This window comes from Streptomyces sp. NRRL F-5727 (assembly GCF_000719555.1).
Lineage (GTDB): Bacteria > Actinomycetota > Actinomycetes > Streptomycetales > Streptomycetaceae > Streptomyces.
Window position 1 is genome coordinate 119719 of the sequence record NZ_JOGX01000005.1, and the last position, 15451, is coordinate 135169.

At 72.7% G+C, this 15451-nt stretch carries 10 protein-coding genes; 3 read left to right on the plus strand and 7 right to left on the minus strand.

Annotation, left to right across the window (positions count from 1 at the left end; all coding sequences use genetic code 11):
• Positions 1–3: 3 nt before the first annotated feature.
• Positions 4–1734, plus strand: a complete 1731-nt coding sequence (locus tag IF73_RS0105940) for a thiamine pyrophosphate-dependent enzyme (protein ID WP_031004208.1) — start codon at positions 4–6, stop codon at positions 1732–1734.
• Positions 1735–1818: 84 nt separating this feature from the next.
• Here IF73_RS0105940 and IF73_RS0105945 read toward each other — a convergent pair whose 3' ends face one another.
• The 4 genes from IF73_RS0105945 to IF73_RS0105960 all read right to left on the minus strand — a co-directional run bounded on the left by IF73_RS0105945 (position 1819) and on the right by IF73_RS0105960 (position 4451).
• Positions 1819–2388: a DUF6328 family protein gene (locus tag IF73_RS0105945; protein WP_031004210.1), complete on the minus strand. Its 570-nt coding sequence runs from the start codon at positions 2386–2388 to the stop codon at positions 1819–1821.
• Positions 2389–3254: 866 nt separating this feature from the next.
• The gene (locus tag IF73_RS0105950; RefSeq protein ID WP_031004212.1) at positions 3255–3707 is read right to left on the minus strand and encodes an SRPBCC family protein; all 453 of its coding nucleotides are present in this window, start codon (positions 3705–3707) and stop codon (positions 3255–3257) included.
• An 84-nt stretch (positions 3708–3791) separates the two neighbouring features.
• The gene (locus IF73_RS0105955; RefSeq protein ID WP_031004214.1) at positions 3792–4166 is read right to left on the minus strand and encodes a PRC-barrel domain-containing protein; all 375 of its coding nucleotides are present in this window, start codon (positions 4164–4166) and stop codon (positions 3792–3794) included.
• A gap of 60 nt (positions 4167–4226) precedes the next feature.
• Positions 4227–4451 (minus strand): DUF6458 family protein, encoded by a 225-nt coding sequence (locus IF73_RS0105960; protein ID WP_031004216.1) that lies wholly within the window; start codon positions 4449–4451, stop codon positions 4227–4229.
• 285 nt (positions 4452–4736) lie between these two features.
• On the opposite strand from IF73_RS0105960, the gene IF73_RS41385 reads away from it, so the two are divergent.
• A complete protein-coding gene (locus IF73_RS41385; RefSeq protein WP_199806616.1) occupies positions 4737–4880 on the plus strand; it encodes a hypothetical protein in 144 nt (47 codons plus the stop codon).
• A gap of 149 nt (positions 4881–5029) precedes the next feature.
• Here IF73_RS41385 and IF73_RS0105965 read toward each other — a convergent pair whose 3' ends face one another.
• The 3 genes from IF73_RS0105965 to IF73_RS42545 form a co-directional block, all read right to left on the minus strand.
• Positions 5030–5311, minus strand: coding sequence for a hypothetical protein (locus IF73_RS0105965; RefSeq protein ID WP_031004218.1), 282 nt, complete (start codon positions 5309–5311; stop codon positions 5030–5032).
• A 133-nt stretch (positions 5312–5444) separates the two neighbouring features.
• Positions 5445–6005: a SixA phosphatase family protein gene (locus IF73_RS0105970; protein ID WP_031004220.1), complete on the minus strand. Its 561-nt coding sequence runs from the start codon at positions 6003–6005 to the stop codon at positions 5445–5447.
• Positions 6006–6281: 276 nt separating this feature from the next.
• Positions 6282–6404 (minus strand): hypothetical protein, encoded by a 123-nt coding sequence (locus tag IF73_RS42545; protein WP_267883565.1) that lies wholly within the window; start codon positions 6402–6404, stop codon positions 6282–6284.
• A 364-nt stretch (positions 6405–6768) separates the two neighbouring features.
• Here IF73_RS42545 and IF73_RS42550 point away from each other — a divergent pair, with 364 nt between their 5' ends.
• Positions 6769–15351 carry a SpvB/TcaC N-terminal domain-containing protein gene (locus tag IF73_RS42550; RefSeq protein WP_051716562.1) on the plus strand — a complete coding sequence of 2861 codons (8583 nt, stop codon included), beginning with the start codon at positions 6769–6771 and terminating at the stop codon, positions 15349–15351.
• Positions 15352–15451: the final 100 nt, after the last annotated feature.

Sequence of the window (15451 nt, forward strand, 5' to 3'; positions counted from 1 at the left end):
CCCATGCCCCGTACCGTCGCACAGGTGATCGTCGACGGGCTCGCAGACCTCGGAGTCGACCGCGTCTTCGGCGTGGTCGGCGACGCGCTCAACCCGCTCACCGACGCCATCCGGACCACCGAGGGCATCGACTGGACCGGCTTCCGCCACGAGGAGGCGGCCGCCTTCGCCGCCTCGGCGCGCGCCCAGCTCTCCGGAGAGCCGGCCGTCTGCATGGGCACGGTGGGACCGGGCTCGGTGCACCTGCTCAACGGACTGTACGACGCGGCCAAGAGCGGGGCGCCGGTCCTGGCGATCTGCGGCCAGGTGCCGCTGTCGGAGATGGGCGGGGACTACTTCCAGGAGGTCGACAACGACCTGCTGTTCCGGGACGTGGCCGTGTACCGGGCCACCGTCACCTCCCCCTCCCAGCTGCCCCGGCTGCTGGAGTCCGCGGTGCGGGCGGCCGTGACCCGGCGGGGCGTGGCGGTGCTGACCGTCCCCGGCGACCTCGGCGACCGGGAGGTCGAGGAGGACCGGCCGAGCCGGTTCGCGCTGCCGCGCCCGGCCGTCACGCGGCCCGACGACCCGGCGCTGGCCGAGGCGGCCGAGACGATCGCCCGGGGCTCGCGGGTCACCCTCCTGGTCGGGCGCGGCGCCCGGGAGGCCCGCGAGGAGGTGCTGCGCGCCGCCGAGCAGCTCTCGGCGCCGATGGTGCTGACCCTGAAGGGCAAGGAGGGCTTCGAGGACGACAACCCGTACGAGGTCGGCCAGACCGGCCTCATCGGCAATCCGGCCGCGGCCCACGCCATGGACTCCTGCGACACCCTGATCATGCTCGGTACGGACTTCCCCTACCGGGACTGGTACCCGGAGGACTGCCGGGTCGTGCAGATCGACACCCGCGAGGAGCACCTCGGGCGCCGCGTCCCGGTGGACGTCGGGCTCGCCGGGGACGTGGGCGCGACGCTGCGGGCCCTGCTGCCGCTGCTCGCTCCCGTCGCGTCGCGCTCCCACCTCGACGAGGCCCGCGAGCGGTACGCGGACTGGCAGAAGGGCCAGGCCGGCCTGGCCGACCCCGCCCACGACAGGCGTCTCCTCGGCCGCGTACGGGCCATGTTCGACAACCGGGAGGCGGACATCCGTCCCGAGGCCCTCGCGGCGGCCGTCGACCGCCACGCCGCCGACGACGCGATCTTCACCTCGGACACCGGCATGGCGACCGTGTGGCTCTCGCGGCTCGTGCGGATGCGCGGCACCCGCCGGCTGATCGGCTCCTACAACCTCGGCTCCATGGCCAACGCCATGCCCCAGGCCATCGGGGCGCAGCTGTGGGCGCCGGACCGGCAGGTCGTGGCCTTCTGCGGCGACGGCGGCCTCGGCATGCTGCTCGGCGACCTGATGACCATCCGCTCCGAACGGCTGCCGGTGAAGCTCGTCGTCTTCGACAACCGCCGCCTCGGCATGGTCAAGCTGGAGCAGGAGCAGGCGGGGCTTCCCGAGTTCGGGACGGTGCTGGACAACCCCGACTTCGCCGCGGTGGCCCAGGCACTGGGGCTGACCGGCATCCGCGTCACCGCGCCGGGCGAGCTGGACGAGGCCGTGCGCGAGGCGCTCGCCCTCCCCGGTCCTGTCCTCCTCGACGTGCTGACCAATCCGGCGGAGGTGGCCGTCCCGGCCACGCCGACGGTGTCGCAGGGGTGGGGCTTCGCCATCGCCAAGATCAAGGAGAACCTGTCCACCGGTGCGCGCTGAGCGGTGAAGCGCCGGACCCCGTCCGGCACGGAGAGGGGCGGCCCGCCGGGTGGCGGGCCGCCCCTCCGCGTTCTCGCGCTCGGGTCAGTTCCCGTCGGCGTAGTGGGTGCGGACCCACAGGGGCAGGGCGAACCAGCAGACCAGGTACCAGGCGAGGACCCCGGAGACCAGCCAGGGCACGTACGGGTCGTGCGTCGCCACCCGCAGGATGAGGAACAGGGCGGACGTCAGCGTCGCGAGCAGCAGCACGATGCCGGCGAAGGTGAGCCGGGAGGCCCAGACGACGGCCTGGGGCTTGACCCGCCGCCCCGACACGATCCGGTGGAAGGAGACGGGGCCGATCAGCGCGCCCGTCGCCAGCGACCCGAGGACGACCGTGACCAGGTAGATCGTCTTGTCGGTCTGCTGGAGCTCGTGGAAGAGCGGGGTGAACACCACGGTGAGGAGGAAGCCGAGGAGAATCTGGACGCCGGTCTGCGCCACCCGGATCTCCTGGAGGAGCTCCTGCCAGCGCCGGTCCGCGCGCTCCTCCTCCGTCTCGCCGCGTCCGTCGTGTCCGCCGGTGCCGGTGCCGCTGTCCGGCTCTGACGCCTTGCCGCCGTGCCGGCCCACCCTCGGGTGGTCCTGCGGCGCACCGCTGTCTCGTTCGTTCATGGGGATGATCCTCCTCTGCGGCAGGGGGGGGCAGGAGCGGAACCGCACCGACGCACGGCGGAAGCCCCCGGTCGAGCGCGGGGGCTTCCGTCCGACGCGGCACGGTGCGGAGTCAGGCCCGCGGCGTACCGGCCGTTCGCGGGGGCGGGTGGCCACCGTCACCGGTGGCGGGGCCGTCGGCCCGCCCGTGCGGCCCCTCCCGCCCCTTCTGGTCGTCCCGTCGGCGCGGTGCGTCGGGGGTCGCGGCGGGAGCGTACGTACGGCTCTCCCCGCTCCGGCCCGAGGCACTGGGGTCCTCGGACGGGACCGCGGCCTCCGGAGTGCGCGGGCGGCGACCCGTCCCCGTGGGGACGACCGGTCCCACCGGCGCGGCGCACGGCGCCACGCGGCCGAGGTCTCGGGTCGGGTTCGACATGAGCACCTCCTGGGCGTGTCCGGTGGGCCGACTGTCCGTCACCCGGCTTCCGTGGCCTACAGGTTCGGCTTGCCGCTCTGCCCGGGGGCAAACCCCGAGGACGCGGGGAGAACGCCCCGGCCGTCGACAGGCCGGGAAACGGGCCGTCGGAGAGGGCGCGAGGCGTCGACTGGGGCCAGGGGGAGGGGCAGGGGCTCGGGGGTCGGGGCAGGGGTAGGGGCTCGGGGCGGCAGGCGAGTGGCCCGCACCCTCCACGGGGTGCGGGCCACTCACGGGTGCCGTCGACCCACGGCAAGGGGGGAACCGTGGATCGTCCGGCGCGAGCGTGTCCCTCGCTCGACACCCGTCTGCCCCGTCGGCGGCGATCCATGCCCCCTCGGTTTCGAGCCGGGGCAGTCCGCCGAGGGGCGGCCGGGGCGCCCCGGGCCACCGGAGCGCCGGCGCCGGATCCTCAGACCGATCCGCGCCAGCCGCCCGTCTGCAGGCCGCCGCGCTCCTCGATGAACGATTTGAACCGCTTGAGGTCGCCGGCCACCTTGCGCTTGACGAAGCCGAGCTTGTCGCCCGCCTGTTCCGTCAGCCCCTCGGGGGCGAAGTCCATCTGGAGCATGACCTTCGTCCGGGTCGCGTCGAGGCGGTGGAACGTGACGACGCCCGCCTGGCGGGCCTCGCCCTCGACCGTCGTCCACGCGACGCGTTCGTCCGGGATCTGCTCGGTGATGACGGCGTCGAACTCGCGCCGCACCCCGCCGATCTCGGTGATCCAGTGGGTGAGCGTGTCCGTACGCTGCTCGATCCGTTCCACTCCGTCCATGAAGCGGGGGAACGTCTCGAACTGGGTCCACTGGTCGTACGCGGCGCGCACCGGGACCTCGACCTCGACCGACTCCTCCACCTGGGACATGGCGACACCTTTCTCTCGGACGGGGATCGTCTCCCCGTCGGGGACGTGCTGCTGAACTCGTGCGTACCGGGGCGGACCGGCCCGTCAGAGGCCGCCCATGCCTCCCGGGAAGCGCCAGGACGCGCGGTAGTACTGGTCGACCTCCTCGCGGTGCTGGCGGTCCGCGAGGTGCTTGTCGGAGACGAACTCGGGCGAGTCCTTCACCTGTTCCTTCGACAGGGCGAGGTGGAGGGTCTGCTCCTCCAGGTCCACGCGGGTCACCGCCCGCGCCGGGATGAGCACCTCCTTGCCGAAGATCCAGACGCCCGTGTCGACGACCAGGTAGGAGTCGTCCACCTCGTCGGAGTGCTTGTCCACCTTGCCGATGTGCCCGTCGGCGGCCTCGACGCGCCACCCGGTGAGGTCGGTACCCGCCAGGTGGCCGGACTCGGTGCTGAAGGACCACAGATGGTCGGTCATTGCTGTCACTCCTCTGTCGCTGTGTTCGTGCAGGGCGCGGTACCGGACGTGCGGGCCGCCTCAGAGCAGGTCACGACGGTCGTCGTCGGTGACCGTGGGCGCCACCGGCGGGACCACCATGCGGCGGCGGCGCAGCACACTGGTGTAGACGGCGGTCCCGAGCAGGCCGACGCCCATCAGGATCAGGCCGACCAGATCGAGGTCGACCGCCTGGATCTCCCAGTCGGTCGCGAACGCGAGGATGGCGCCGACGGCGATCATGATGATGAACAGTCCCAGACCCATGGTTGGTTGCTCCTCCCCTGCGGGTTGGACAGTGTCCGCGTACCCGGGTGTCCTGGGATCATTCCGGCCGATAACCGAAGATGTCGTGACCTGCCCTCTCTCCACCCGTGAGCACGCCGGACCGTCGATCCGCCTTCCTCCAGGGGGCGTTCGTAAACAGAGGGGCACGCGCGCGAACAGCGTTTCCGCCCAACGCACCTGACGCCTCGTCGGCATCCGGGGAGTGTGAGACCGCCGCCCGGGGCAACACGGAGTGCCAGGACACGGACATCGGAGGAGAATCCCATGACCGCACTGCTGGACCGCATCAAGCGATTCGCCCGCAGCCCCCGGGGCCGTGGCGCGGCGGCGTCCCTTCGCCGCGCCGCCGCCGACCCGCGCAGGCGCGCCCAGGCACGTCGCCTGTTCGGCAGGCTGCGTCACCGCTGACGCGCGCCCGCCGGCCCTCGCGGCCGGACCGCCGGCGCCCCGCGCGGTAGGCCGCGCGGGGCGCCGGTGTGCGTCAGCGGTGCCGGGCGTGCCGCCCGCCCGGTGGTGGGGGGGGCGGCATGCCCGGCCGGTGGTGGGGGGCGAGGCCGTCAGCCGTCGTGACCGCGCGTCTGCTCCTCGCGTCCCACCCCGGGGCGCTGGTGCTTGGCGGCGTGACCGCCGGCGCCCTTCCGGTCGGTGGTGTCACGGCCGGCGGTCCCCTGGTGGCCGCCGGTCTCGCGCCGGCCGCCGGAAAGGCCCCGGGAGGACACGGCCTCGTCGGCCTCCCTGCGGGCCTCCTTGTCGCCGCTCTCCCCCTCCGCGTCGGCAGGCGTGGTGCGCGGCCGACCGGCGCGGCCCTCGTCCGTCCTGTGCTGCTTCCGCTCGCCCATGGTCTCTCCTCCGTTTCCGTTCCGTCGCGGGACGCGCGCGCCCCGCCTCATCGCTCGGGCTCTTCCTCCGGGGCCGACCGGAATCCCGCCTCGCCCGCACGGGCGGCGGCTCGTGCCCGGCCGGGCGGCGGGATCAGTCGCCGGGGGACCAGCGGGCGATCACCCTTCCGCTGCCCGGGGACAGCGACTCCCAGCCCCCGGGCAGCTCGATCAGCACCACGCCCGAGGTCGGGAAGCCCTCCCTGACCCGCCTCAGCAGCTCCGGAGGGCCGCTCCCGGACAGGCCGGCGGCCAGCTGGTGGATCCCCGGGTTGTGGCCGACGAGGACCACGACACGAAGGCCCGGGCTCCGCTCGGCCAGTACGGAGACCAGCTCGCCGGGTGGCGTCCGGTACAGCCGCTCGTCGTAGACGACGGGCGGCTGGTCGTCCAGCGCGGGGGCGGCGAGCCGCCAGGTCTGGCGGGTCCTGTGCGACGGGGAGCAGAGCACGAGGTCCGGTGTGAGGCCGCAGTCCGCGAGCCAGTGGCCGGTCCGGGGCGCGTCGCCCCTGCCGCGCTTGCTCAGCTCGCGGTCGAAGTCGTCGACCCGCCGGTCCTTGCGCACGGCCTTCGCGTGGCGCACCAGCAGCAGCCGGACCCCGGCCGCGCCGTCGGCGGCCGGTGCTGCCCGCCGGGATCCGGGCTCCGGGGACATGGCGTCTCCTTCCGCGCGCGTACGGCTCCGGCGTTCTGGAAGGCGCGTACCCCGTCTCCGCGGTCGCACGCACGGGCCGGCGCACCAGGTCATCCGGACCTGCCCGGCGTCGTGCGGACGGGCAGGGGCACGGGCCGCCACCGCTGGACCCGGTGGGGTGTGACATGGCCCGACAGCCCGCGCGGCGCGCTCCGACCACGTCCGGTCCGCCTTCGGCACCCTGCGCGGGGCCGCGACGGGAGGGCCCGATCACTCGCCTCGCGATGCTCGGCCGGATCAGAGGTCACGCAGGTCGGCGCCGTGGCGGAGGCGGACCTCCGGGCTGATCGCGGCGATGTCCAGCTCGTTGGCGGCGGTGAGTTCGGCGAAGTCCCGGCGCGCTTGGAGGCTCGGACGCACCGGTGCGCCGGTGAACCGATCGGCGAACGTGCCCGAGGCACCGGCCAGTCCGCGGAACGAGGGCCGGTTGGCCCGGTTGGCGCATACAACTCCTTCACATACTGGCTCGTTTGTGGCTGTGCCGTGTGCGGTGTCACGAGGAGGATGTGGCTGCTTTGTGGGCCGTTGCAGTTCAAAGCTGCATGTCGCGTGAAAGGTCGGGACGAGACCGATGACCGGTGGGGCACGGAGACATCGCTGGGCGTACGGATTTCGACGGGGTCCATGGGCCCGGACCCGCGGGGCGGCACTGCTGCTGGCCCTCGCGCTGCCGGTGTCACTGGTCTCGGCCGGTGGGCTGACCGACTCGCCGGGCACGGTGCCGGTGGCAGCCGTCGCGCCCGCGCTCGGCAGCTGTGTACCGGGCAAGGAGGCCGGGACCAGGAAGGCCGCCGCACGGCCGTCCACGACGTGGGTCACCCCCGACACCGGGGTGACCAAGAGCGTCGCCCGTGACGGTGCCGAGGTGACGCTGTCGTCCCAGGCGGTGTCCGAACCCACCGAGGTCGGCATCGAGCCGCTGGACGCCACCTCCCTGCCGGGCCTCGGCGCCGGCATGGAGAACGTCACCAAGGGTCCCGAGGGCTACCGCTTCACCCCCACCCCGCACACCTTCGAGACGGGCATCACCGTCTCCCTGCCGTACGACCCCGACGCGCTGAAGAGCTCCGGGCACACCCCGGGCGACATCCGGACCTTCTACTTCGACGAGGCCGGCACCTGCTGGCGGGCGCTCGACCGGATCTCCGTCGACGAGGACAAGCAGGTCGTCGTCTCGCGCACGGACCACTTCACCGACATGGTGAACGCCGTGGTCACCGCCCCCGAGGGCCCCGAGCAGGTCTCCTCGGACCCCAACCAGATCAAGAACATCCAGGCCGCCTCCCCGGTCACCGGCGTGAACCAGATGGCGGCCCCCGCCGCCAACAACCAGGGCGACGCCCGGCTCTCGTACCCCCTCGAACTCCCCGACGGGCGATCCGGCCTGGCGCCCGCGCTGGCGGTGGAGTACACCTCGTCGGCCGCGGAGAGCTGGCTCGGCACCGGCTGGGACGTGTCCGTCCCGTCGATCTCCGTCGAGACCCGCTGGGGCGTGCCGCGCTACGACGCGGCCCGCGAGACCGAGACGTACCTCATGGGCGGCGACCAGCTGACGCCCCTGGCCCACCGCGCCACGCCCGGACCCCGCAGCACCGGCGACAAGGTCTTCCACGCGCGGATCGAGGGCGGCTTCGACCGCATCGTGCGCACCGGCACCTCGCCGGCCACCTACGGCTGGGAGGTCACCGACAAGTCCGGTGTGCGCTACCTGTACGGAGGCGAGGGCGCCACGCTCGCCGACGACGCGGGCAACATCTTCTCCTGGGCCCTGCGCGAGGTACGCGACCCGCACGGCAACACCGTCCGTTACTCCTACGCCCTGGTCAGTGACGCGGGGGTGGCGGGCGGCACCGTCGCCGGCCGCAACCTGTACGTCCAGAAGATCGCGTACACCGGGCACGGGGACACCGACGGGCCCTACACGGTGACGTTCGTCCGCGACCGGGACCTGGGCGAGGCCCGGCGGCCCGACGTGTCCATCGACGCCCGGGGCGGCTTCAAGCGGGTCACCGCCGACCTGCTGCGCCGGATCGACGTCCGCTTCCAGGGCGAGCCCGTCCGCTCCTACGCACTCGCCTACACCACCGGCGCGTTCGACAAGACCCTGCTGAAGTCCGTCGCCCAGCTCGGCGCGGACGGCAAGGAGTTCAACCGGCACCGGTTCGAGTACTTCGACGACATCCGCGACGCCAAGGGCGCCTACGAGGCGTTCGCCAAGGTCGACTGGACCTCGCCCGACGACGACGTCCGCAACGGCGCCGTCGACACCGTGAAGCGGGGCGCCGGCGAGACGGGCGCCCTGCACGGCAACACCTCCCGGAGCGTCGGCGGCCACCTGTACGTCGGCTACGGTGCCAAGCCCTCCAAGAACGGCTCCGCCGGCATCAAGGCCGGCTACAGCAGGTCCGGAGACGAGGGGCTCCTCTCCCTGGTCGACGTCGACGGCGACAGCCTGCCGGACAAGGTCTTCAAGCGCGGCGACGGCTTCGTCTTCCGCAAGAACCTCTCCCGGCCGGGCGGCGAACCGAGGTTCGCCTCCACCACCACCCCGCTGCGCAACCTGCCCGGCATCCTCAGCGAGTCCGCCAACTCCCTCACCGTCGGCATCGAGGGTTACTTCGGCGCGGCCGCGCAGCTCGACTACGTCGACACCGTCTCCACCACCCGCCGCTACTTCAGCGACGTCAACTCCGACGGCGTCGTGGACCTCGTCGACGGCTCGTCCGTGCGCTTCGGACACGTGGACGCCGACGGCACCGTCGAGTACGGACCCGCCTCGCAGACCCCGGTGCCGATCGGCGCCGGCCAGGTCGACACCGACGGGCTGCTGCCCGACTACGCGGCGGAGCGCGAGCGGCGCATCGACTCCTCCCCGCTGGTGGACACCCTGCGCCGGTGGACGGCGCCCTACGACGGCACCGTCCGCGTCACCGGCACCGTCGCGCTCCAGAAGACCGACGAGCAGCCCGAGTTCTCCCAGCCCGACGGCGTCCGCGTCGCCGTGCAGCACGAGGGCGGCGAGCTGTGGTCCCGCCGCATCGAGGCCGGCGACGACACCGCGTACACCCCCCAGGGCGTCGACGCCATCGAGGTCAAGCGCGGCGAACGCCTCTACTTCCGCGTCGGTTCCGTCTTCGACGGCGCCGGTGACCAGGTCGCCTGGGACCCGACGGTCACCTACACCGGCTTCGAGGCCACCGACGCCAACGGCCTGCCGCTGCACTCCTACACCGCGTCGAAGGACTTCACCCTGGCCGGCCGGGCCGGCACCGTCGAGGCCCCCGTCGACGGCACCCTTCAGCTGACCGGCGACGTGACGAAGAACGCCGCGACCACCGACGACGTCACCGTCCGGATCCTCCAGGCCGGCACCCCGGTCGTCGAGAAGACCATCGGCGCCGCCGAGACCGGCACCTTCCCGGCCGGCGCCACGATCCACGTCACCAAGGGCCAGAAGCTCCAGTGGCGGATCGACTCCGACTCGCCGGTCGACGTCACCGCCCTGGAATGGGCGCCGCTCGCCCGCTACACCGAGGCCGCCGGCGTCGCCGAGACGGCGGGCGACGACGCCCGGCCGCTGCAGTTCCGGCCCCCGTACGACATCGACACCTACGTGCCCTCCGGGCCCGCCGGCGTCCAGCAGCCCCTCACGTCCCCCGGCGGCACCTTCGGCCTCACCGCGTACGTGACGGCGGCCGAGAACACCACGGGCCGACTGGTGCTCACCGTCAAGAAGCACGGCGCGCTCCTCGCGAAGCGGGCCTTCGACGTCGGCGACAAGCCGTCCGTCGAGGTGACGGCCCCCGCGGGCGAAGCCCTGTACGTCGACGTCACCGCGGCCTCGCCCGAACTCGCCGCGAAGATCCAGAGCGCCGACGTCGCCGTGAACGGCGGCCCGCTCACGCCCGCCACCGTGCAGGCCCCCACCGCCGAGGGCGTGTTCGGGCGCCTGTACCGCGGCTGGTCGTACGCCGGCTACAACGGCAACCGCGACCGTGCCACCCAGCCGGTCAGGCAGGACGACCTCACCGAGGAGAAGATCAAGGAGACCCTGCCCGCCGACGTCGACCCCGCCCGGGACCGCGAGGCGTTCGAGAACAACCCGACCATCACCCCGCCCACCGCCGTGCCCTTCGCCCCCGACGCCGAGCACGCCCGCTGGGGCTCCGGGGAACACACCTGGGCGGCGGCCTCCACCACCTCCAGCTCACGGTTCGGCGGCCAGACCATCGGCCTGCCCACCGCCGCGTCCCTGGCCTCCGCGCACGCCGTGCCCCGCATGGCCCACTCCAAGCAGCTCTCGCTCACCGGCTCCGTGGGCGGCGGCGTCGGCAGCGTCGGCGGCAGCATCGCCACGGGCACCACCCGCGGCGAGCTCGACTACCTCGACATGAACGGGGACGGCTTCCCGGACGTCGTCGGCGCGGGCGGCGTCCAGTACACCGACCCGACCGGCGTCCTCGGCGCCACCCGCGGCTCCCTCCCCGGCGGGGCGGTGCGCGCCTCCGACACCAGGAGCGGCAACGCCAGCGCGGGCAGCGCGGCCCGCACCATCTCCACCGGCCGTGGCCAGGCCGCCCCGCCCGGCTGGGGCACCGCCGACACCTCCTCCGCCGGCAACGACATGCCCCCGCTCGGCATAGGCGGCAACCTCGGCGGCAACCGCGCCGACGCCTCGTACGACCTCATCGACATCAACGGCGACAGCCTGCCCGACCGGGCGTACGAGGACGGCCGCGTCGCCCTCAACCTCGGCTACCGCTTCGCCGCGCCCGAGCCCTGGCCCGGCGGGAAGATCAACGAGGGCCACGGCTTCACCGCCGGCTTGAACATCGGCTTCAACACCGACTTCTACGGCTTCGGCGGCGGCGCCTCCTTCCAGCAGCAGTCGTCCTCGACGAAGAGCTCCCTCGCCGACCTCAACGGCGACGGCCGCGTCGACCGCGTCTTCGCCGGCAACCCGGTGCGGGTCGCGCTCAACACCGGCTCCGGCTTCGCCGCGCCCGTCCCCTTCCACGGCTCCCTGGACGGGATCAACGCCGACTCCAACGCCCAGCTCGGCGGCGGCGTCTACTTCACCGTCCCCATCTGCTTCGTCGTCGGCTGCCTGATCATCAACCCGGGCGTCAACGTGTCCACCGGCGCCTCCCGCGCCGAGCAGATGATCCGCGACATCGACGGCGACGGACTCGCCGACCACCTCGCCTCCGACAAGGACGACGAGCTCGTCGTCGCCGCCAACCGCACCGGCCGCACCAACCTGCTCAAGAACGTGACCCGGCCGCTCGGTTCACGCATCGACCTGAGCTACACCCGCGACGGCAACACCTACGACCAGCCCGGCTCCCGCTGGCTCCTCGCCGGCACCCGGGTCCACGACAACCTGCCCGGCGACGGCCCCGACACGCAGGCGTTCTCCTTCTCGTACGCCAAGGGGAAGTACGACCGCCTGGAGCGCGAGTTCCTCGGCTACGGCACCGTCACCAGCACCCAACTCGCCGACGGCGACCAGCCGTACCGCAACACCGTCCGCGAGTTCGACACCCGCGGCCACGCCGCCCGCGGCCTGCTCAGGCGCGAAGCGGTCACCGACGCCACGGGCGCCCTGTACACCGAGACCGTCAACACCTACACCCTGCGACCGGTGTTCGACGGCTCCGTCTTCCCGCAGCTGACCGGCACCGAGGCCCGCTGGTACGACGGCGAGGGCGGCACCACCCCGCGCAAGACCACGTCCACCGAGATGAGCTACGACGACCTCGGAAACCTGGTGCGCAAGGTCGACCACGGCGAACCCGGCGCCGCCGACGACGTCGTGACGACGACCGTCTACACCGCCTGCACCGACACCCACATCGTCGGCATCGGCCGGACGGTGGAGGTCCGCGGCGGCGGAAGGCTGATGCGCTCGCGCGACGCCGAGGTCGACTGCACCACGGGCGACGTCACCCGGCACACCGCCCACCTGGAAGGAGACGCCGAGGCCGTCACCGACCTCGCGTACAACGCCGACGGCACGCTCAGGTCGATCACCTCGCCCGAGAACCACCGGGGCCAGCGCTACCAGCGCACCTACACCTACGACGAGCCGACCGGCACCCACGCCACCTCGATCGAGGACAGCTTCGGCTACCGCTCCACCGCCTCCTACGACCTGCGCTTCGGCCTGCAGACCGAGTCCACGGACATCAACGGCCGCACCACCGTGTCGGAGTACGACGCGCTCGGCCGCCTGACCGCCGTGACCGGCCCGCACGACCACGACGCCGGCCGGCCCACGATCGCCTTCGCCTACCACCCGGACGCGCCCGTCCCGTACGCGGTCACCCGCCACCTGGACCGGGACACCGCGGGCGCGGTGAAGGACGACACGATCGACACCGTCACCTTCACCGACGGAGTGGGCCGCGTCGTCCAGACGAAGAAGGACGCCACCGTCGGCGGCGAGGACGTGATGACGGTCTCCGGCCGTCTCGTCTTCGACGCGCTGGGCCGCACCGTCGAGCAGTACTACCCGCTCACCGAGCCCAAGGGCGACACCGGCACCGTCTTCCACACCGCCTTCGACACCGTCCGACCCACCACCCACACCTACGACGTCCTCGACCGCCGGCTGCGCACCGCGCTGCCGGACGGCACGTCCACCTCGGTGGCGTACGGCTTCGGCGACGACCGCGCGGGCAGGACCCAGTTCGCGACCGTCTCCACCGACGCCAAGGGCAACCGCACCACCGCCTACAGCGACGTACGGGAACAGCAGACCGCCATCCGCGAGCCCGGCGCGAAGCCCGGCGACGCGCCGATCTGGACCAGCTACGCCTACGACCCGCTGGGCGAGGTCCTCGAGGTCACCGACGACCACGGCAACGTCACCACCTCCGCCTACGACAACCTGGGCCGCCGCACCGTCGTCGACTCGCCGGACGCCGGCCGCACCGTCACCGGCTACGACCCGGCCGGCAACGTCGTCCGGCAGCAGACCGCCAACCTGGCCGCCAAGGACCAGGCCATCACCTACACCTACGAGTTCGACCGCGTCACCGCGATCAGCCACCCCGTCTTCACCGGCAACGACGTCCGCTACACCTACGGCGCGCCCGGCGCGGAGCACAACGCCGCCGGCCGGGTCACCAAGATCGAGGACGCCGGCGGCGAGGTCACCCGGAAGTACGGCCCGCTCGGCGAGATCACCGAGGAGACCCGCACGCTCCCCGGCCCCGGCCCGCACATCCGCACCTTCACCACCGCCTACCGCTACGACAGCTTCAACCGCATGCTGTCCCTGACCTACCCCGACGGCGAGCGGCTGTCCTACACCTACGACAGCGGCGGCCAGGTCAGCGCCGCCCACGGCACCAAGAACGGCTTCGCCTACGCCTACGTCCGGTCGCTCACGTACGACAAGTTCGGCGACCGTGCGGCCCTGGAACTCGGCAACGGCACCCGCACCACGTTCCGTTACGGCGCCGAGGACCGCCGCCTGGCCACCCTCACCTCCACCCTGCCGACCGGCTCCGCCTTCCAGAACCTCGCCTACGAGTACGACGCCAACGGCAACCTCACCGGCCAGAAGAACGCCACCCAACTGCCCTCCGAGACCCCCAAGCTGGGCGGCCCCACCGAGCAGAGCTACACCTACGACAACCTGAACCGGCTGACCGGCGCCACCGGCTCCTTCCGGTTCATGGCGAACAAGACCGACCGCTACACCTACGCCACGTCGTACGACACCATCGGCAACATCACCGCCAAGGACCAGCACCACGGCATCGTCGTGGGCGGCGGCCACGAGCAGGTCCAGAAGAACACCACGTACCGGCACTCCTACACGTACAGCGCCGCACGCCCGCACGCCCCGTCCGTCATGGGCCGGCAGACCCTCACCTACGACGCGAACGGCAACCTGACCGACAGCGTGTCGTCCGCGCCCGGCAAGCCGCGCCGCCAGCAGATCTGGGACGAGGAGAACCGCCTCGCCTGCGTCCACGACACGTCCAAGAACCAGGACCAGGCCCAGGACCCGTCCTCCTGCAACCAGCCCGGCAAGCCCCCGTCGGTCCGCTTCACCTACGACGACCAGGGCACCCGGATCGTCAAGGACGGCGCCCAGACCACCCTCTACCCGAACCAGTTCTACACGGCCCGCAACCAGACCGAGTTCAAGCACGTGTACGCGGGCGGCGTCCGCATCGCCACCAAGACCTCGAAGCCGGGCAACGCCTACGAGAAGGACCAGTTCTTCTTCCACGGCGACCACCTGGGGTCGGCGAACTTCGGCACGGACGGCTCCGGCCGGCTCGCCGAGCACCTGGACTACTTCCCGTCCGGCGAGACCTGGGTCGACGAACACCCCGGCGAGAAGGACCCGTACGGCTTCACCGGCAAGGAACTCGACCCCGAGACCGGCTACACCTACCACGGGGCCCGCTACTACGACCCGCGCGGCGGCATGTGGGAGTCCGCCGACCCCGCGCTGAGCGAGTTCCTGGACGGCGGGGCCGACGAGGGCGTCCACAAGCCGTCGAACCTGCAACTCTACGGCTACGGCTACCAGAACCCGCTCCGCTACACCGACGCCGACGGCCGCGAACCCGGCGAGCCGTTCAACCTGGGCCGGCACCTCCAGGAGAAGTACACGGTCCACCACGACCAGGCGATCGTGATGGCCGCGGCCCAGCTCACGGCGATGGGCTCGGCGAAGCCCGGCGGCAGCTGGCAGGTCAGCATGGACCTCCAGTCCGTCAAGGGCGGCGGCGACCCGCGGAACCGGGTGATCGCCACCGGCGGCAGGGCCGACCTGCTGCTCTGGACGGACAGCACGGTCTACGTCTGGGACATCAAGAACAAGGGCGGCCGGGCCGAGGACTCCGGCGCCGGAGACGTGCAGTGGTACGTCGCCGGCATCACGGCGCAGCTCAGGGCCCAGGGAGACATGCGCCGGGTCGTCGCCGGCTTCGACATCCTTCCGATGTCGGCGCCCTCCGCGACGCAGCCCAACACGGTGCTCCAGGTCGAGTCGTCGACGAAGCACCCCGGGAAGGGAGTCATCACCTACTCCGCCACCCAGCGTCAACCCCAGACGGTCCCCGTTCCGGCGACAGCCCCCGCACCGCAGCAACGCTCCCGCTGGCAGACGGCGGCGAGGTGGGCGGGCGGCGCCGCCCTCGTCATCGGCGCCGGCGCGCTCGTCGTCGCCACCCTCGCCGAGGACGTGGCGACCGGTGGCGCGGGAGTGGCCGACGACCCCGTCTCCTTCGGAGCGGCCGCCACCATGGCACGAACGGGCTGGGCCCTGGTCGCACCCTAGGGCGCGACCCGTTCCCGAGGAGCCGCCGCACCCGCCCGCCGAGGGCAGGTGCGGCGGCTCCGCCGTCCGCCGCGATGGAGCCGGGAGGTGAGAGCCCCCG